This is a genomic window from Coleofasciculus sp. G3-WIS-01 (genome assembly GCF_040223135.1).
Classification (GTDB): Bacteria; Cyanobacteriota; Cyanobacteriia; order Cyanobacteriales; family Coleofasciculaceae; genus Coleofasciculus.
In genome coordinates this window covers 1-20,059 of sequence record NZ_JAVJZI010000040.1, presented here as the reverse complement: position 1 = coordinate 20,059, position 20,059 = coordinate 1, and the positions used below count along the sequence as shown (strand labels likewise).

General features: G+C 46.1%; 14 protein-coding genes and 1 pseudogene. 8 read left to right on the top strand and 7 right to left on the bottom strand.

Features of this window, described 5'->3' with window-relative positions; genetic code table 11:
- Positions 1-117: 117 nt before the first annotated feature.
- Complete coding sequence (locus RIM23_RS04240; protein ID WP_446364734.1) at positions 118-267, bottom strand: hypothetical protein; 150 nt, start codon at positions 265-267, stop codon at positions 118-120.
- Between the two features lie 313 nt (positions 268-580).
- Positions 581-1,570: an adenosine kinase gene (locus RIM23_RS04235; protein ID WP_446364732.1), complete on the bottom strand. Its 990-nt coding sequence runs from the start codon at positions 1,568-1,570 to the stop codon at positions 581-583.
- A 321-nt stretch (positions 1,571-1,891) separates the two neighbouring features.
- Between RIM23_RS04235 and RIM23_RS04230 the strand changes: the two genes are divergently transcribed.
- A complete protein-coding gene (locus tag RIM23_RS04230; protein ID WP_446364730.1) occupies positions 1,892-4,570 on the top strand; it encodes a cation-translocating P-type ATPase in 2,679 nt (892 codons plus the stop codon).
- Between the two features lie 257 nt (positions 4,571-4,827).
- The gene (locus RIM23_RS04225) at positions 4,828-5,280 is read left to right on the top strand and encodes a DUF2267 domain-containing protein (RefSeq protein ID WP_446359969.1); all 453 of its coding nucleotides are present in this window, start codon (positions 4,828-4,830) and stop codon (positions 5,278-5,280) included.
- Between the two features lie 140 nt (positions 5,281-5,420).
- On the opposite strand, the gene RIM23_RS04220 is transcribed toward RIM23_RS04225, so the two are convergent.
- Both RIM23_RS04220 and RIM23_RS04215 read right to left on the bottom strand, forming a co-directional pair.
- Positions 5,421-6,629: a glycosyltransferase gene (locus RIM23_RS04220; protein WP_446364728.1), complete on the bottom strand. Its 1,209-nt coding sequence runs from the start codon at positions 6,627-6,629 to the stop codon at positions 5,421-5,423.
- A 69-nt stretch (positions 6,630-6,698) separates the two neighbouring features.
- Positions 6,699-8,399, bottom strand: a complete 1,701-nt coding sequence (locus RIM23_RS04215) for a glycosyltransferase family 39 protein (RefSeq protein WP_446364726.1) — start codon at positions 8,397-8,399, stop codon at positions 6,699-6,701.
- Between the two features lie 182 nt (positions 8,400-8,581).
- Here RIM23_RS04215 and RIM23_RS04210 point away from each other — a divergent pair, with 182 nt between their 5' ends.
- Positions 8,582-9,382 carry a Uma2 family endonuclease gene (locus RIM23_RS04210; RefSeq protein ID WP_446344615.1) on the top strand — a complete coding sequence of 267 codons (801 nt, stop codon included), beginning with the start codon at positions 8,582-8,584 and terminating at the stop codon, positions 9,380-9,382.
- A gap of 741 nt (positions 9,383-10,123) precedes the next feature.
- On the top strand, positions 10,124-10,933 hold the full coding sequence (locus RIM23_RS04205; protein WP_446364736.1) for an SDR family NAD(P)-dependent oxidoreductase: 810 nt from the start codon (positions 10,124-10,126) through the stop codon (positions 10,931-10,933).
- Between the two features lie 71 nt (positions 10,934-11,004).
- On the opposite strand, the gene lexA is transcribed toward RIM23_RS04205, so the two are convergent.
- Positions 11,005-11,610, bottom strand: coding sequence for a transcriptional repressor LexA (lexA, locus tag RIM23_RS04200; RefSeq protein ID WP_446364724.1), 606 nt, complete (start codon positions 11,608-11,610; stop codon positions 11,005-11,007).
- A gap of 429 nt (positions 11,611-12,039) precedes the next feature.
- On the bottom strand, positions 12,040-12,957 hold the full coding sequence (argF, locus tag RIM23_RS04195; RefSeq protein WP_446364722.1) for an ornithine carbamoyltransferase: 918 nt from the start codon (positions 12,955-12,957) through the stop codon (positions 12,040-12,042).
- Between the two features lie 12 nt (positions 12,958-12,969).
- Here argF and RIM23_RS04190 point away from each other — a divergent pair, with 12 nt between their 5' ends.
- The 4 genes from RIM23_RS04190 (at position 12,970) to truB (ending at position 19,121) form a co-directional block, all read left to right on the top strand.
- Entirely contained in the window at positions 12,970-13,092 is a 123-nt protein-coding gene (locus RIM23_RS04190) for a hypothetical protein (protein ID WP_446334573.1), read from the top strand.
- Positions 13,093-13,272: 180 nt separating this feature from the next.
- Entirely contained in the window at positions 13,273-15,651 is a 2,379-nt protein-coding gene (locus tag RIM23_RS04185) for an adenylate/guanylate cyclase domain-containing protein (protein ID WP_446364720.1), read from the top strand.
- 147 nt (positions 15,652-15,798) lie between these two features.
- A complete protein-coding gene (locus RIM23_RS04180) occupies positions 15,799-17,559 on the top strand; it encodes an alpha/beta hydrolase (RefSeq protein WP_446364718.1) in 1,761 nt (586 codons plus the stop codon).
- A gap of 584 nt (positions 17,560-18,143) precedes the next feature.
- Complete coding sequence (gene truB, locus RIM23_RS04175; RefSeq protein ID WP_446364716.1) at positions 18,144-19,121, top strand: tRNA pseudouridine(55) synthase TruB; 978 nt, start codon at positions 18,144-18,146, stop codon at positions 19,119-19,121.
- A gap of 618 nt (positions 19,122-19,739) precedes the next feature.
- Here truB and RIM23_RS04170 read toward each other — a convergent pair.
- Positions 19,740-19,880 (bottom strand): annotated as a pseudogene (locus RIM23_RS04170) (RNA-guided endonuclease TnpB family protein); the annotation flags it as partial.
- Positions 19,881-20,059 lie beyond the last annotated feature (179 nt).

The window sequence follows — 20,059 nt, the reverse complement described above, 5'->3', positions numbered from 1 at the left end:
TCTGGAGTTATCTAAATTAGGCTCAATACTTGGTAGTTTTCTACGGGTGTTTGGTTTAAGTATTGCCGCAAGGATAGATAATTGTAAGGTGTGTCGCGGAACTAAGAATCCCCGCACTTATAGGGCGGGGAGTGTCAAAATCCCTGACAAGTCACGCGGGGCAACTTCAGGGAGTGAGCAATAGGAATAGTTACCTGCTTCGTCAGGGGGTATGGGGGCAGTTGATTGCTCTTGTTCATTGAATGGGTTTGTATTCGATTGAACCATAAGAATTCTCCTAATGTAATTTAATGAGGCAGGCAGATAAGTAGGTGGACACAATAAAAGTTAACGGTAGCGATTGTCATTCGTCATTCGTCGTTGGTTATTTGTCATTTGTCATACTCGCTACCCTTGAGAAGCAAGCTACGTACAGTAGGGGCGGGTTTAGTTACATCTGGGTGTAACCAAAAAGATAGTAGTGAAACCCGCCCCTACATAATCTCCCTCATCTTCCCCAGCTTCCAGACGTAGCATGCTACGTCTCTACATCGTTTCCCCTGCTCCCCCTGCTCTTCCTATTCAGCTTTCTGCCGTAGAATTAGCTATCCAATAGAGAACGAGTGTCTTTTGTGTCCATGCGCGGACCAAAATTAGTGACTAACTTTGCCGCTGCTTTGGAACCTAACTGACCGGCTTTAACATAACTCATACCATGAGTCAGTCCGTAAAGAACCGCACCAGCATACATATCTCCTGCGCCAACGGTGTCAACTGCTTTAACAGGTACTGGCTCAATCTCGATTATCTCTTGTCCATCAAAGATTACCGATCCTTTCGCTCCACGGGTAATCGCAAACCCCTTAGTTAACCCTTTGAAGTAATCAACAGCAACCATAAGATCCTCAGTGTCCGCCATTTTTAGGGCTTCACTTTCATTAGCAAAGAGGAAATCCACGCCTGAACCGATGATTTCGAGCAATCCATCTTTAAAGAACTTCACCATATTGAGATCAGACAGGGATAGGGCGATTTTTTGACCCGCTGCTTTGGCAATATCTCTGGCTTGAATCGCCGCCGCTTTACTGGCAGCACCGGTCACCAAATACCCTTCAATATAGGTATATTTGGACTGTGCGATCGCGTCAGGGACTAATTCCGTTTCTGAAAAGCTTGCAGAAATTCCCAGGAACGTATTCATGGTGCGATCGGCATCCGGTGTCACAAACACCAAGCATTTACCCGTAATTCCAGCTTCAGGGGCATGGTATTGTAGGTTTGTGTCAACCTTAAAGCGGAGTAGCTCCTCCAGGTAAACCTGTCCGTCTTCATCATTGGCGACTTTACAAGAATAGAAGGCTTTACCCCCAAATTGGCTCAGAGCAATCATTGTATTTGCCGCCGATCCCCCACCGCCGCGCTTCATTGACTTACCCTCCAAGCGTTTCAGGATCTTGTACTGATGATCTTCTTCAATTAAAGTCATCACCCCTTTATCAATGTCCAGTTCCTGGAGTAACTCTGGGGAAACTTCTAATTCAATGTCCAATAGGGCATTACCGAGACCATATACATCGTATTGTTGAGTCATCTTGATTCGTGGCTAAATCCTTCGTCCCTAATGGGTATGGGTTTCCCAGGAAAGCCAAGCTCCTAATTATAGTCCTAATCTTCCTTCAAAAGGAGGATTCTTTCGTATAACTCTCCAGTATATAACCCTAATAGAGTAATCCTTTAGTGCGATCGCGCTGATATCTGACACCCCTTGGCTCAATCCCCAAATTGGACAAGGGCGATACAACTCTATTATTTATGTTTATGGCTGATTAGCCTTGCCTACCCTATATCAAATCACCATACCCACAAACTTTACCCAATCTGAGTTACAAGGTTAACCACAATCAAACAAATTATGGCGGATCTTCCCAACAAACCGTGGACAATTTCATCAGCAGAGCTATTTAAGAAACTAGATGTTTCTGCCGATGACGGACTCTCTGACGCCGAGGTGCAGCAGCGACGTGAACAATATGGCGCTAACCGTCTCAAAGAAGCTCAGCGTCGCGGACCATTACAAATCCTGATCGAACAGTTCAAAAGTCTGGTGATTGGGATTCTCGCCATTGCGGCAATTTTATCCTTTGCCTTTGCTCAGTGGATTGAGGGAATTGCTATTGTTTTTGCCATCTTAATTAACGCCGCCATTGGCTTTTTCATGGAATACCAAGCCGTGCGTTCCATGGAAGCCTTGCAAAGTCTGAGTAGCAGCAAAGCCAAAGTGCGCCGCCAAGGACAGATGCAGGAGATTGACGCGGAAAACTTGGTGCCCGGAGACATGGTACTCCTAGAAAGTGGAGATCTGATTCCGGCTGATCTGCGCCTGACAGACTCCTCCCAAATGCAAGTAAATGAGTCCTCCCTCACGGGTGAATCTGTTCCTGTCAGCAAAACCACAGAACCCATAGAAGGGGATGTGGAACTTGCTGATCGCACTAATATACTCTTCAAAGGCACCGCCCTAACTCGTGGTTCTGGGGAAGGGGTGGTTGTGGCAACAGGAATGCAGACGGAGTTGGGTCACATTTCTGAGTTAGCCCAAGAAGCGGGAACAGAGGAACGCACCCCCCTAGAAAAACGGCTGAATCAACTGGGACGTCGTTTGATTTGGGTCACTCTAGTTATTGTCGTCCTGATTGCCATTTCAGGCATTATCGTGGGCAAAGATATTCGCCTGATGGTGGAAACCTCCGTCGCCCTAGCTGTCGCCGCGATTCCTGAAGGATTGCCGATTGTCGCCACGATTGCTTTGGCGCGAGGAATGTGGCGCATGGCAAAGCGTAATGCCTTAATTAATAAACTGGCGGCGGTGGAAACCCTAGGGGCGACTAGCGTTATTTGTACCGATAAAACCGGAACCTTAACCGAAAACCGGATGACGGTGAGTCATATCGTACTCGACTCCGGTGATGTTGAAATTAGTGGCGAGGGATTAGAACCGGAAGGGAAGTTCACCCAAGACAATAAAACCCTCAAACCCTTAGAGCATGACATTCTCCGCTTCGCCTTAGAAGTTGGCGTCTTATGTAATAATGCGGCATTGCAACCGGAAGACTCCAATGAAAGCCGAGTTGTCGGTGATCCAATGGAAGTTGCTCTGTTAATTGCTGGGGCAAAAGCTGATCTTAAGCGTGAAGAATTATTAGAAGATATGCCGGAAGTGCGGGAAGAGGCATTTGATCCTGACACTAAAATGATGGCAACCCTGCACAAAAGCAATGGTAATTATCGCTTTGCCGTCAAAGGCGCACCGGAAGCCGTCTTAGAGGTGTGTACCCAAATTTTAACCCCAGAAGGAGAAAAAGAACTCCGCGATCGCGACGCCTGGAAGCAACGCAACAATGACCTCGCCGCGCAAGGGTTACGGATTCTGGCATTGGCACAAAAAACGGTGGATAGTGAAGATGCTCAACCCTACGAAGACCTAACCTTTTTAGGCGTCGTTGGCTTACTTGATCCCCCCCGCCAAGATGTACGGGCGGCAATTGATGAATGTCAAAACGCGGGAATTCGGGTAATTATGGTGACAGGGGATCAACCCGTAACCGCCCGAAATATTGGTTTCGCTGTGGGCTTAACCGATGATGAACAAGCGGATGTGGTGCAGGGGAAAGACTTAAAAAGCCCCAAAGAATCCTCTTCTGAGGAACGTAAACGCTTAGTCAAAACTCCGATTTTTGCCCGGGTATCTCCCGAACAAAAATTGAACCTGATTGCCTTGCATCAAGACACCGGAGCAATTGTGGCAATGACGGGGGATGGGGTCAATGACGCCCCCGCCCTACAAAAAGCGGATATTGGTGTCGCCATGGGACAACGAGGTACTCAGGTGGCAAAAGAGGCGGCGGATATGGTGCTTCAGGATGACGCCTTTTCCTCCATTGTCGCGGCGGTGGAACAGGGGAGAGCGATTTTTAATAATATTCGTAAGTTCACGGTTTATCTGCTATCAGGAAATGTCGGTCAAATTATGGCAGTCACCGCCACCTCGTTAGTCAATGCACCCTTACCTATCTTGCCCCTGCAAATCTTATATCTGAATATCATTAATGATGTCTTCCCCGCCCTCGCCCTTGGTGTGGGTGAAGGATCTCCCACTCTCATGGAACAACCCCCTCGTGACCCCAAGGAGTCGATTATAACTAGACGTCACTGGTTTGCGATCGCGGGATATGGGCTAATCATCGCCGCGCCTGTTCTGGGTTCCTTTTACCTGGCATTCAACTGGTTAGGACTGGACAAAAATCAAGCTGTTACTATTTCCTTTATGACTATCGCCTTTTCCCGGTTGTGGCATGTCTTCAATATGCGCGATCCCGGAGCAGGTGTATTGGTTAACGAAGTCACCCGCAATAAATACGTCTGGGGCTCCCTTATCCTTTGTACTGGATTCCTCGCCGCTGCTATTTATCTACCCTTCCTCTCCGATATCCTGCAAACTCATGCCCCTAGTCTTCAGGGTTGGTTACTCATCCTGGGAATGAGTTTAGTTCCCTTAGTCATTGGGCAAATTGCCAAAATTATCGCCAAGTAGGAGTTTGGTTACCAAACCCCCGTGAAATTGTTCCCCTGTTCCCCTTTCCCTGACGATGAAATATGCCTCTTGAGGTAGATGTCAGCCCTAACGCTGCTATCTTAGGGTAAAGTGTTAAACCAGAAACTGAAAAATACTCAAAATAAGGTGAAATTCACAAAAACTGTTTTTCAGATTTATCGGCACATTCAAATAAAACTGGGAAACTAGGACATTAAATCGTCCCCAACCGTAACCTGAAACACAAGGAGAATAGGATGCCCAACAATACAGAATTCTTAGAAAAAGTCCAAAAGCAGGGTCACTTAGAAGACATCTACGACGCCCGCGATGTTACTGAGGTAGTGTTCCGCACCATGCGCGACTTAATGAACACAGACGCTTCAGATCGAGTGGAATCAGAACTGCGTCAAAACGATGACCCTGTACCGACTCCAGCCGAAGAACAGCAACAAGAAATTGCCGATCTTTGGAAAGACACCAATCCAGTTGTCAGCTTTCTGAGTCGAATTCGTCCCCCTCTCAATTTTGATGCTGATACCTTCTTGTTTCGCATCCGTCAAGAAGCGAGCTTGCCCAAAGGGGTCAGCCCAGAAACCGTGGTCACAGCTATCTTTTCCGCAACAAAAGACGAGTTGTCTCAGGAACGAATCAAAGAAATTGCTAGCTTTTTACCGCCTAAAATTCAGCAAATGTGGCAGCAAGCGTAGTTAGTCATTTGTCATTTTTCATTTTTTTGAATGTGTAGGGGCGGGTTTTACCAATAACATTGCGGTTCAAACCACTAACTGACCTAAACCCGCCCCGACCAAGTCCGATAATTTTAAGGAGAGGTCAAATCGGTAGTCAATTACCGTCGCACATCGGTTACGCGCCAACTCAGCTTGAAATTGAGCCAGAAATTCAATACCGTGACCGCCGCGATCGCGATTAATTTGGCAACATATTCATTAATACCAAAAACATTAAACAACAAATTCACCAGCAAAACATTGAGAAAGAGTCCAGCTAAACAGATCACATTGAACTTCAAAAATCGTTTAAACCGCTTGCGCCATCCCCGTTGATGTCGAGAAATATCGCCAAACGTCCATAAATCATTCCACAAGAAATTGTTGAAAATCGCGACTTCAGCTGACAGAACAGCACTGGTCGTTAGTCCCAATTCTACCTGCTCTCGCAGCAGATAAAAGATCGCCATATCCACAAACACTCCACTGAAGCCGACCAAACCAAAGCGCAGGAATCGACCAATGGGTCCTAGAGATAAACGTAAGCGCAGTAAGTGTTGTAAATACTCTAAATACTGTTTCCATGTTACCTTACTTTCACCCGCTTGACGCTCTTGAAAGACATAACCCACTTCCCCAATCCAAGGGACTCTTCCTCGACCCAAGACTTCAATTAAAATTTTGTACCCTAGAGGACTCAGAGGGCGACCGACTAAACATTGACGGCGCACCATAAAATAACCACTCATGGGGTCAGAAACACGACCGATGACTCCTGGTAAGAGGATTAAGCCAATCGTCTGAGCGCCACGAGATAAAAATCGGCGGATAATACTCCAATCACTGACGCCACCGCCTTCAACGTGGCGACTAGCAACGGCTAAATCTGCTCCCCGTTGGATCTCACTCCATAGCTGCAATAACAGTTCTGGGGGATGCTGGAGATCAGCATCAATCACACCCAAAACCTCTCCCCGCGCAACTTGCCATCCTCGGATCACGGCGGTAGAAAGTCCCCGTTCATCAATCCGCCGCATGACTTGTAACTGAGGATAATCCGCCGTGAGTTCCTGCGCCACTTTCCAGGTGTCGTCCGGACTATTGTCATCCACGACAATTAGTTCATAATCCCCCGCCAGTTGTGAATCGAGTAATCGGCTTAATTGTTCAACAATCTGGGGAATATTCTTCGCTTCTTTGTAAGTGGGAATAATTAGAGAAAATCGCAGAGGACGTTCTTCTGTTGTGGATAAGACATTGGTTACATCCGGAACTACAAACGAACCGGACGGAACAGGTAGCAGGGAATTCGCGGGATTGATACTCATGGGCTGTTGTTCAATTTTGACTCAAGCGGCTTGATCGGATAGAGGACTGATTTGAGAATTCATCATTCACTATTCAGAACTTTGATAGAGGTGAAGGGTAAATTGGTCTTCTTCCATGGTTCCCACCAGTGGCTGTGTTTCTATCAATTGGTATTGGGATTTTAAAGTGGTTTGGATGTTTTGTTGAAACTTGAGTTTTTCTGCTTCTGTTTTGGGTTTTGACCATATCGGATCGCCGCTATCTAACCAGAGTACACGAGAAAAGTTGCCCGTTTGATTATTCAAGGTTTTCTCTAACACCGGAGCCAGTTTTGCGGGGGGTTGCGCCAGTAAGGTTACGGGCAAATCTGGGGGAATATAATATGCCAAACGGAGGACGTGACCCCAAGCCTGAGAGTTGATGGCGATTAAGGTGGGAGTGGTGGGTTCTTGCTCGATGATGTCGGCGATTTGATGGAACATTCTGCGATCGCGTAATGTGAAATCCCCGATACTGATCACCAGATAGAACCCTAACACTAAAGCGGCGGCGAGGGGTCGCCATTTTCCCATTGTCCGCTCAATCCAAGCGGCGATTAAGAGCAGGCATCCGGGTAAAATAAATATCATTGATCGCCCCCAGCCAAAACCAACGGTAAACTGACCCTTGACAATATCTACTATTAATGCTAATAAAAGCGGAAAAATCCCCAATAGCAACGCCACACCCAAAACCCTGTAGTGATGCTGACGCCACAGACGAATACTACAGAAAATCAAGAGTGCGATCGCGCCTACCCCAGCGATAGTAGCACTGACAAGGGGTAAACTTGTCACCCAATCCCCCAACACTAAATGAATTCCGAGGGTTTGGGTGACTCCTTCTAGATGTCTCCCCACCGTTTCCATCCAGGTTTGAGTCCCGCCAAACCGTTCTAAATCAGCATTTCGTAGCTGTTGTCGGGTTCCCCATAATACCCAAGGAATCGTTAATATGATCCCCGCCATAAACCGTAGTCCATGTTGCCACCAATGTTGCCGATCTAACCATAAGACTAAGATAGCCAGAGCGACGATAAAAAAGGCAAAGTAATAAAAGGTGAGGAACCCGGCGGTGATTGAGCCGATGAAGACCAGATTCCATAAGAGTTGAATGTAGAGACTCGAATGCTGACCTTCTTTGTGTCTCTTGTCTGGAAACCTCTGCTTTTGGGGATCAATTAATTCCAGCGCCGCCCAAGCACTGAGAATCACCCATAGCAACAGTGGACCATACATGCGGACATTGAGCGAGTGAAAGAGATAATATGCATTAGTGCCTAAAAGAGCCGCCAATAACAAGCCCCCGTGATGACCCAACACACGACGACCGAAACCGTAGGCGCTACCGATTGCACCGATACTTAATAAAACGCCCAAGCTGCGCGTAGCCGCTACCCCATTACCGAACAGTCGCAACCACAGATGTTGACCCAGAAAAAATAGAGGGGGATGGGGTTCAGCCGCTAATCCTTGGAGTAATTTTTTCAGAGTAGCTGGGATAGCACCAATGCCGTTTTCTACAGGTAAACTCAGTAACGGGGTATAGTCAGCTAAGGTAACAGGCAATTCCTTAGGTGTAGAATAGTACCCTTTTTGACCCGTAGACAGCAGCAGAGACAACACCTCGTCGTACCAAAATTCTCGGCTACTTAAGTTAAGGAGTCTTAACAGTACTGCGATCGCGATCGCACTCAGTAACACCCAAGACAAGGTGCGGGAGAGTTTAGACAGGGGGAAACTTTGGCTCATAGCGAGAGTGCGATAGAACAAAAGGGGGTTCTTTGCCAGTTTAATCGATGGTTTAGCCTTAACGATAGTAGGGCGAGTCGGTCAAATTAAAGGCTTTCCCCGTAATGATAGTTCAGCGACTTGCCCCTACACTAAATATCATCATCTATACTGAAAACTACTGATTAAAAGGAAGCTTCGTCATGGTCAGCTCTCCTTCACCCTCTGAAACCCAACAAACCGATCGCGCTACCGATTTAGCTGAATCCGGCTGGCGTGTAGTCACCGTTAATCAACCTGACGGTACAATCACCCAAACCAAAGTGCCGCTTACTCCTGAAGAGTTTCTCCATCCCCAGGAGGGTTATCATTTGCCAAATAGTACCTTTCACGATGATATAGCAGGTCAGGCGAAAGATATCTTGACCCGCCGTTATGCTAATGACTCCACCACTGGAGTATTCCGCGACTTGTTAATTGAATGGGATAGTCCTGGACAAGGGGATCACTGTCCAGATACGTTTGTCGCCTTTGGTATTCGGAATAAAGGCGAAAATCGCTCCAAGTTCATTGTTGCTGATGAAGGAGTACGTCCTAGCTTCATTTTAGAAGTCGTTTCCCCTCGCTACCGCAAAGAAGACCGGGAAAAAAAGGTTTTAGAATATGCCCGTACTCGAGTAAATGAGTACGTCATAATTGACCGCCGCCTGATGCGGGGACAGGTGATTGAAGACGTTTTAGGATACCGATTGGTTGAAGGGCTTTATCAACCGATTACGCCGGATGAAGAGGGACGCATTTACTGTTCCACTTTAGGAGTGCTGATGAGTTTGCACAATGGCGGTTTGGTAATTGAAGATGCGAATACGGGAGAACGTTTGCTCTCTTCTTTGGAACTTGAAGCAGCAAATCAGGAGTTAGAACAGCAGACTACAGAAATGGCGACATTGTTGGAGCGCTATCGAGAACGTTTTGGAGAGTTGCCGGATAATGAGGAGAGTTAGCAAGCTGCTGAAAAAGAGTACCTTGAATCAAGGTCAATGTATATTGAGTTAAGTCTTCACCTCGGTAAAACAACCAACCATTGACACCCAGTACCCCCAAACTCAGTTCCTTGTTGATTGTTCATTGTACTCGTGAAGGCTCAAGACAGCTACGAGTCAATCAGGTAAATAGTTTCAGGCTTTGTAAGGAAATATTACAAGAAATTTATTAAAAAATATTGCCATTGTCTTGAAAGAATTGCTAATGTATGCGTAATGAGTCGTTTCTGGTAGAAGCTCGTCTAGAGGAGGCTAATTGCATAAACACTGCGTTTATTTTGGCTGTCAGGTGGTTGGCTGATTTGGCTAATTACCGACCGGATAGTTCTGGGATACTCGATCAACAATTAACGCTTCCACATTCACCGAGAACATTAGCAGAACTATGATCACGATTCACTCTTTGTAGATACAGCATGACTGGAGATCATGTTCGACTCACGGGTTAGCTTTTCATTCATAGAACCCGTTAATTTAAAAGATTTGATCACTGTTTCACCACCAAATAACTCGCCAGTTCACTCAAAAAATGGCGAAGGGTGAAATATGTCCTACTCTTCAATGTTTTAGTGCAACGACAGAAATAAGTTCTGATTACTTATGTCTCATCTCATGCTGAGGCGGTTAGGAGGAATTATGTACCCCTGAGCATGAATAATCGGAAAAAGCCGAGTGAGACTCAACGACAGTGAGGTTTTTGCCATGAATATTCAAGGAAAGACTGCTTTGGTTACCGGAGCATCGCGGGGAATTGGGCGTGCGATCGCACTCGAACTCGCCAGAGTTGGCGTTAAGCGCCTAATCTTAGTCGCACGCGATCGCCAACGTTTAGCCGCCGTGGCGACGGAGATTGAAAATTTAGGAGTCGAAGTTGCTATTTTGGCGTTAGATTTAACCCAACTGGTAGAAGTCAATGTGGCAATTGCTGGCGCTTGGCGCACCTACGGACCTGTTCACATCTTGGTTAACTGTGCAGGGATTGCCCACCAAACTCCATTTTTGAGAGCTAAACTGCCTCAGATGCAGGAGGAGCTTGCCATTAACTTGATGGGATTATACACGATTACCCGTCTACTTGCCAAACGGATGGCAGCTCAACGCCAAGGAATCATTATTAACGTCTCCAGTTTAATGGGCAAAGTCGCCGCGCCGACGATGGCGACGTATTCCGCCACCAAGTTTGCGATTTTAGGCTTCACTCAAGCCTTGCGAGGCGAACTAGCACCCTATAATATCCGGGTGATTGCCTTGCTCCCCTCTCTCACGGATACTGATATGGTGCGAGGTTTACAGCTATTTCGCTGGGTCATGCCAATGACACCTGAGCAGGTAGCCAAAGCCCTAGTCACGGGACTGCAAAAGGATTCACCGGAAATCCTGGTGGGATGGCAAAGTCATTTAGCCGTGTGGTGTAGTCGGATTGCGCCGTGGCTGATGGAGAAGGTATTACAAATGGCGGCGCCTGTGTCCCGAACGAGTGCATTACCCCCTGTGGTTCCCAGCCATCGTTGAGCCGAATTGGACAATTGTGGATAAGGGGCTTGGTTACCCAGTGGATAAGTAGGGGCTTGGTAACCAAGCCCCTACTCAAAACTACGCCATACGCCGACTAAGACGCCTTGTACCTCTACCTTTTCTGTTTCTACTTCTATGGGTGGATAATTAGAATTAGCAGGTTGCAGGGTGATCATATCCTCTTCCCGATAAAAATGTTTTAATGTTGTACCGTATCCTTCCACTCTAGCGGCGACAATCTGACCATTTTTCAGTTGTTCGGGTTCAGGAACGGGTTGCATAATCACCAAATCCCCTTCTCGAATTAAGGCTTCAATCATGCTGTCCCCTGTAACCCGGAGGGCAAAGTTACCCGGTTGGGTGAATAAACCGGATAAATCAATCCGATCCATCCCATCGGTAAAGGGTTCAACCATACCCCCCGCCGCGATCGCACCCAGTACAGGTACTCCCGATACCGTACTACTGAGAATCCGAATCGTCCGGGCTTTGCCTTCTGTCCAGTCAATGTATCCTTTATTGCGTAAATGTTCGAGCCGACTCTGAATCGGTGCGGGCGATCGCCGATTCATCGCTCGCATCATTTGCCGGATTGAGGGCGCATGTCGGGCTGTTTGAATATAATCAACGAGCCAATCATAGAGTTCTTTCTGGGCTTGGGTGAGGGGTTCCATAATCCTACAAATTACACTCTTGTTTTGACGTTACAGGTCGCGCGGGTGCAGATGGCTCAACCATTGGACTTGCCAGTCTTTATGGCAGTCAATCTGCCCGGTTGGGGTTAAATTGAAACCCATTTATTCAACTCAACGAATACTATTTACTATAAGCCATTAGTAGTACTAATGTCCTATCTCGATTCAGTTAAATGAGTTTTGTGTAGGGGCGGGTTTCACGATTAACGGTTTTGACCTCACCCAGATGTAAGTAAACCCGCCCCTACTTAAACATAGGCTTTACCGCTGCGCTCCCTCATGGGGATTGGGCTGTCGCATTCGCGTCGAAACTTGGGTAAAAAACTAATAGATATGGGCGCGAATGCGAGATCCCCTACGAATGTATTTCCTCCTGCGCCCCTGCACCCTTGGAGCCTCTGTGCTGGCTCAATCAGCGCCTAAAAGACTAGCGAGTAAAGCTTTCTGAGCGTGCATCCGGTTTTCGGCTTGATCCCAAATACGCGATCGCGAACCTTCCATCACCTCTGCGGTAATCTCTTCGCCTCGGTGGGCGGGCAAACAGTGCAACACGATCGCATCCTGTGCCGCTAGACTCAAGAGTTGTTCATTGACCTGATACGGTAGAAATACAGGAATTCGCGCATCGGCTGACGCCTCCTGACCCATACTTGCCCAAACATCGGTATAAATCACATTAGCGCCCTTAACCGCTGCCTTAGGATCATCCGTCATCGTCACTTCACTCGATACCGCCAGTTGTTTAGCTCGATTTACAATTAAACTATTCGGTTGGTAAGCTGATGGTGTGGCAACTCTGATATTCATACCCATGAGGGCGCATCCTACCATGAGTGAGTGAGCCACATTATTACCATCTCCCAAGTACACTACCGTTACACCCGCAAGTGACCCAAAGCACTCTTGAATGGTCAACAAGTCTGCCAAGACCTGACAAGGATGTTCTAAGTCAGTCAGGGCATTAATAATGGGAATCTGAGCATACTCAGCAAAGGTTTCTAATTCTTTTTGCTCAAAGGTGCGAATTGCCAGGATGTCCAAATACCGATCCAAGACCCGGGCTGTATCTACCACAGGTTCTCCCCGACCCACCTGGGTGACATTGGGGTTCAAGTCAATCACCTGACCCCCCAGTTGGTACATTGCCACCGAAAAACTGACTCGGGTTCGGGTCGATGCCTTATAAAACAAAAGCCCTAACACCTTATTGCATCGCAGGTTAACCTGCCCGGTTTTCAACTGGGTAGCTAGATGCAACAGTTCGTGAATTTCACTCGCACTCAGGTCAGCTAAACCTAAGACGTCTCGTCCTTTTAATGCCGTCATGTTCCTTCTCCGATGACTCAGTGGATCGGCGCTTGCCAGAAAGCACGTTGGCTGGGGCAATCCAACCCAGCACCAATTTTTACCGATGTCAGTCTCCTACGGCTACCCAGGTTTTGGCAAGAAGCACCGTCCTAAAAATTTAGCAGATTTTTATCGGATCAGTTGAATTTTGAGGCGGATGATGTAAAATATCAGTTTTTTTCGGAAGCGTTGAGAACCGATCGCCAATATTACGTCTAGATCAGCAATAGAAGCCGTGAGTTGGCATTGACTTGATCAAATCGATGCATTTAACCATCCCAAACTCTAAACCTTATGAAACGCTCCGTCATCCTTCTGTGTGTCGTTGCCATCATTAGTACCAATCTCGGTTTTTTCTATCTGGCATCTGGCTATCTCACTGAAGAATTTTTACCCACCCAGAAACTCCTCTGGCTGGTTTTGAGCCTGGTGAGTCTGAGTTTAATTTTGGCACTCCCGATCGCCTTCGGATTGACTAAGGCGTTCGCCAAGGTTCAAGATGATGCCGAAAACCCTTTGTTGGGTGAAGTTCCAGCATTACTCCCGTTTCAGGATAACCCGAATCTGAAACGATCAGGCGATCGCACTCCCTCAATGGTCGCGGCTAAACTCGTCACGAACCAAGCCCTAAATACCAATAATGATGCTACCCCTTTTTGGGACAAGCCCAAGGTTCTCAACCAGACATTTAACCAAACGCCAACATTTCGCGATCGCCTCCAGGACATGGCTGAATATTTATCTGATGAAGACCTTAATTTTCTTTCACAACAGCCCAATCCTAACCTTTCTGCGTTGATGGCAAAGGTTAAGCGTGTTGCCAACTTTACCGATACCCTTTTCGATGCCCTCACCTTACAGCCAAATCCTCCTCAACGTCTCTATCAGTCAGTTGATCTACGCTCCATCGCTCAAGAGGTGTTGGACCTTTGTAAACCCTTGATCCGCCCCAAACAATTACAATTACGTAACTCCATTCCAATTGATTTCCCCCAATTCAATGCTGATGCCAATCAATTGCAGCAAATTTTGTATAACTTAATCATTGACATGATTAAGTTTACCGAAAAAGGCGCGATCGACATTTGTGCAACTATCACCCCTGATCAATTAGAACTGACTGTGGCGGATATCGGCATCAGCATTCCGGCAGATCAATTACTGGAAAATGCTTATAGTGCCACAATCCAACAGTATAGCAGTACCGCTTTAGGATTGATCTTAACCAGACGTTTGGTAGAACTCAACGGCGGTCAACTCCGAGTTGAATCAATCGGTAACCAGGGTTCACGCTTTATTTTGACGCTCCCCATTTCTGGCAATCAACAAACCCAATTGACTGCGTCTGTGAAAAACCCTCTGTCTCTAGTAAAACCTCCCCAAAAAATATCAGCCGAATTTAAATCATCCACAGACTTAATCCAATCATTTAAAATTTTAATTGTAGACAATAAACTTGTCAATTGGCAGCCCCTGATTGACTCGATCTTGTCTTCTCAATCTTACGTCATAAAACAAGCATCTAGTGGTAGACAAGCCTTGGCAGAAGTCGAAAAAGGCTTTAAACCTGACTTGCTGATTGTGGATGCCGTAATGCCCGAAATGAATGGCTATGACCTTTCTCAAAGCATTCGCCGTTTTTTCTCAGCCAATGAATTGCCAATTATTCTCGTTGACGATAAAGAAAAACCACCGGACTGGGAAAAAATCTGGAGCTACCGCATCAATGATTATTGGACTAAGCCCCTTGACCCCAATGAGATGATTGCCCGGATTAATCCTTATCTGAAACTTACCCAAATCAATGCAACCTGCAACCGCTTCATTCCGTCTAAATTGCTACAGATTTTAGGATATACCAACCTCAGTGAGGCGAAATTGGGGGATTGCGTTCAAAGGGATATGACAATTATGTTTGCAGATATTCGGTCATTTACTACCCTATCTGAGAAAATGTCACCCCAGGAAAATTTTGATTTCATCAATAATTATTTTAAGAAAGTTGTCCCCACTATTCGCCAGCACAATGGTTTTGTCGATAAGTACATTGGTGATGCCGTCATGGCAGTCTTTCCGGAAAAAGCTGAAGAAGCATTGGACGCGGCGATTGAGATGCAAAAACAGATCGCCATCTATAACGGTAAGCAGGAAAAAAAGGGAAACCTGCCGATTTCGGTTGGCATGGGACTCCATAGTGGTAGTCTGATGCTAGGTACTATTGGTGAAGAACAACGGATGGAGGCAACAGTTATTTCTGATGCCGTGAATCTGGCATCTCGTTTGGAAGGATTGACGAAGATTTTTGGGGCGTCGATTATCTTTAGTGAAAAGTTTTTGCTGAGTCTGGATAATCCCCTAAGCTATAATTACCGATTTTTAGGGAAAGTTCCTGTCAAAGGAAGGAAAAAAGCCGTCTCTGTTTTTGAAGCCTTTGATGGTGATCCGCTGACGACGGTTAATCTAAAAATTAAGCATCGAGGTAACTTCGAGTTGGGAATTCATCTTTTTTATAGCCGAAGATTTGCCGAAGGATATAAAATATTTAAAGAAATTTGTCGAGAAAATAATCAGGATAAAGCAGCTCTATTCTATATGAAGCGCTGCCGCAAGTTCGACAAGCTTTGGATGTGGGGGCAATGGGATGATTTTAATAGCAAGAGATATCAATTTTGAATTATGATTGGAGGATCTTCCGGCTCCCCGAACCAAGTCCGCCTGGGCAGATTAACATAAGAGTTTGGGAACCCGGGGGGAGCGAAGCTTGCCGAAGCCTCGGCGGGTTTCATTTGTGTAGCTGCGGTTTCAACCGCCCTATTGAGAATGGAGCAAGATCTCAGTTTAAACGGACATTATATAACTGTGCCAATCCCCAATCCCCAATCCCCAATCACTAATCCCCTGTTCAAATTAGGGCTTACCTTAGTGAATCTGGGATTATCTGTTGCGCCTGTGATCATGTCTAGTCCGGTTCAGGGAGCGACAAAAATCTATATTCCCTATGGTCCTTTAGAATTTTCTCTGTCTATTGCGGCACTAGAAATTTACGCCACCGAGGGTAAAATTGAGCCGGAATTGGCGTTTTATGCCAGTTATGTGGAACCGCAACAGTTAGAACGGTTACGGCAAGTTTTAGTCACACCTATCGATGTGAGTCCAGTCGCGATCGCACAGTTTCTCTATTCGCCTCAAGGGGAAGCAATTCTGGAACGGTTGGGGGAAGTAATTCAAACCAAAGCCGGTCAAGAGGGATTCTATGCCATTCGCGCTGCATTAATCAAAGCGGCGGCTCAACCGGAGGGGCTAACGTTATTAAATGTACTGCGGGAGTTTCCCACTTATGGTATAAGGATTAACTCTGCCCGTAGTTTTGAGATTATTGAAGAACTGTCTCGGTTGAGTCGGCAAACCCAACAGGCAATCGCCGGGGTGAATCAGGAGGCGATGGCGGAAATTCAAGCTCAGATAGAGTCCGAGTTTCCCCGAATGCTACCCAACTTTTCCGAATTACCCGACTTGGCGGAACCGGGACCGATTGCCTATTCTAAACAAACCCTGACGTTGAGTGATCTGAGTCGAGGACGCCGATTTCCAGTGGATCTGTATTTACCCTCTGCTGATATGGCAAGGGTTGGGTTGACTCCCCTAATTGTAATTTCCCATGGACTCGGTTCTGATCGGATGACGTTTGAGTATTTAGCGCAGCACTTAGCGTCTTATGGCTTTGCCGTAGCGGTACCGGAACATCCTGGCAGTAATGCGAATCAATTACAAGCGCTGAGTCGAGGATTAGCCAGTGAGGTGACGCCGCCGTCAGAATTCATTAACCGTCCTTTGGATATTACCTTTTTGCTCGATCAACTCGAACAGTCCGATCAAAGACAGTTAAATCTGGATAACGTTGGTGTATTGGGTCAATCCTTTGGGGGTTACACCCTGTTGGCGCTAGCGGGTGCTGAATTTAATTTTGAGCGATTGCAGCAAGTTTGTGGGGAGTCAGAGGATTCCTTAAATGTATCACTGCTGCTGCAATGTCGGACATTGGAATTACCCGTGGCGGACTATGACTTTCGTGATCCACGGATTCAAGCCGCGATCGCGATTAATCCCGTGGGCAGTGCTATCTTTGGTAAATCTGAGTTTGCTCAGATTCAAATCCCCCTGATGCTAATTTCCGGGAGTAATGATACCGTAGCACCCGCCCTCCCGGAACAGATTCAACCCTTTACCTGGCTAAAGTCGCCAAATAAGTATTTAGTATTGCAGAATAAAGGCACTCACTTCTCTAATCTCGGTGTCTCGACAACGGCGGTAGAATTGCCGGCAGAGGTGATGGGTCCTGATCCAGCAATTGCTCAAGCCTATACCCAGGCGCTGAGTGTTGCCTTTTTTAAAGCCTATATTGCGGGTCAATCTGAATACCAGCCTTACCTCAATGCGGCTTATGCACAATTCCTAAGCCAAGACGCCATGCCTTTGAGTTTAGTCGAGTCTTTAACCCTAAATCAGCTCTCTGAACAGACGGATGAACAGAGGAACTCCTCGCCCTCACCACAAGCACCGCTTTTAATTCCCCTTCCGTAAACTTATGTTTCAGGTTTTTGTAGTTTTTAAACAAATATAAAAGACTGTATCAAGGGGTTGCCTCTCTCAGAAATCGTGCTAAATTAAATATAAAGCTACATAAGTTCTGGTGACAGATAAAACAGCTTAGTCTACAAACGTTAGAATTAGGAGGAATAAAAAACCTGTCTTATCTAATATCTGTCTCATCAGAAGATAGCAACGAAAGCCATAACAGCAGCAACATTCATCGAGAACGTTGATATTTCCTCAAATAGAACCTAAGAAGCTGCGTGACTGACATAAAATTGCCTTGGATTGTTCAGTGCCACTTCAAGTTTCATTGCCCAAAGGAGGAAATCACTCAGCCAGTATTGTTTGAATGTTGCTGTTTGTTTTGAACACGGATTTCACGGATTTAGAGAAACGGTAGGGGTGGGGTGGGATAGGTTAGTCGCACTGATTTCACGGAGGTGTTGGTTCTCAATAGGCAAAGGATGATTAGATTGTCGGGGAGATTGTTTAGTTGTCTGTGACAATCTGTGTTGTTCACGATTGAGTCTTGTTGTGAATGTCATTGCTATCTGTGTAATCTGTGTTGAAGAATGCAAGGATTTTTAAATTTAAACAAACCCACAGGATTCACGTCTCACGACTGTGTGGCGAAAGTGCGGCGTCTGCTGCGCCTGAAACGAGTGGGACATGGGGGAACCTTAGATCCGGCGGCTACGGGGGTTTTGCCGATCGCACTGGGTAGAGCCACCCGTTTGTTACAATATATGACCTCAGATAAGGCATATCGGGCGACGATTCGGTTGGGAGTGAAGACAACAACCGATGATTTAGAGGGAGATATTGTGGCGACGGCTTCTGCATCTGGGTTAACACTGGAAACCGTTTTGCCGTTTCTGCAACAGTTTCAAGGAAAAATTGAGCAAATTCCCCCGATGTACAGTGCGGTTCAGGTTCAGGGGAAACGGCTATATGAGTTAGCGAGGGCGGGTAAAACGGCGGAAATTCCGACGCGACAGGTTGAAGTGTATCAGATTGAGGTGTTAGATTGGCGTCCAGGGGAATTGGCGGAATTGGATGTTGCGATCGCCTGTGGTGCGGGAACCTATATTCGCTCCATTGCTCGTGATTTGGGAGAGGTGCTTGAGACTGGTGGAACGTTAGCGTCTCTGATTCGTACCCAAAGCAGTGGATTTAGTTTAGAACAGAGTTTAACCTTAGAGGAATTGGCACAACAGGTAGAAGCAGGAACCTTTAATTCCATTCCACCAGAAGCTGCGTTAGAACATTTAGGGAAGGTTACGTTATCAGCAGATGATGCTCGTCGTTGGTGTCAGGGTCAACGTATTATCCAAAAGGCAGAAGGCACAGATCAGAAGGGAGAGGGTAATGAGCAAGGACATGATCACGGTTTAGATGAACAGGATATGACTGATCAAGATGTCTCGACTGATTCTGCTGGCAATATTCGACGAGTTTATCACGAAAATGGGACATTTTTGGGTATTACTCAGGTGATTGAATCAGAATGTGAGTTAGTGCTTGCGCCTAAGATGGTTTTGGCAGATTGATACTCTTTATTTGAAATGTTTTCTGCCGATTCACCTGAATTGCCAGAGGCAAAAATTGCAACAAAAGATACGTTTTAACAGGCAGTTTTGTGCTATCACTTTGGTTTTTTTACCGAAGCTGCACGTTTATTTTAAGAATACGTGGAGGATTCCTGCGATCGCGCCGCTCAAAGTTATCTCCAACGCTGTCACCGTCATAAGTAGAGACGCGATGCAAGAAGCATCTTGGGAACATGTAGAAATGTAAAGGTAGAACGTCTGGGAAAAGAGATTAAATATGTTAGAGCATGAGCGATGGTGCAGGCTCCCCCGTACTGAGCGTCGGGGGATGAAACCGAGCAAGTCGTAAAGACAGCGGGATTTATCCCGCAATAATCCCCTTAAGTAATATAATATAACCATAAAATTGGAGGTGATGTTCTTGTACGGTTGTCAGCAATTACTATTAAATCCAGCTCAAGAGCTAACCGCCGTTCTAGAGTTTATTTGCACCGAAGCGAATAACTTAATGAACTGTGGTATTTATTAACTCGTCAAGTCTGGTTTAAGTGTCGGCGGACTATCGGTAAATATGACTTAGAAAAGGAGTATAAAAATAACAAACATTTCCAAGCCCTCTTTTCTGAACGCCTTCATCAACCCATCAAACGACTTGAAAGATTCGCTAACCGTTCTTAGGGCTTGTTGAGCTGCCTGATAATAGAGGGCTTGGAAATGTTTGTTATTTTTATACTCCTTTTCTAAGTCATATTTACCGATAGTCTATAATATTGGATTGTGCTACTGTGCGAACTATATGGTATTCAGTTCGTAGATACTGAAGATAGTTATACCTCTAAAGCTAGTTTTCTCGACAACGATACTCTGCCTGTATTCGTCTTTTTCCCCAGCTTAATTCCATCTTTATTGCGTCGATTCCAACCGAAAACAACTGTTCC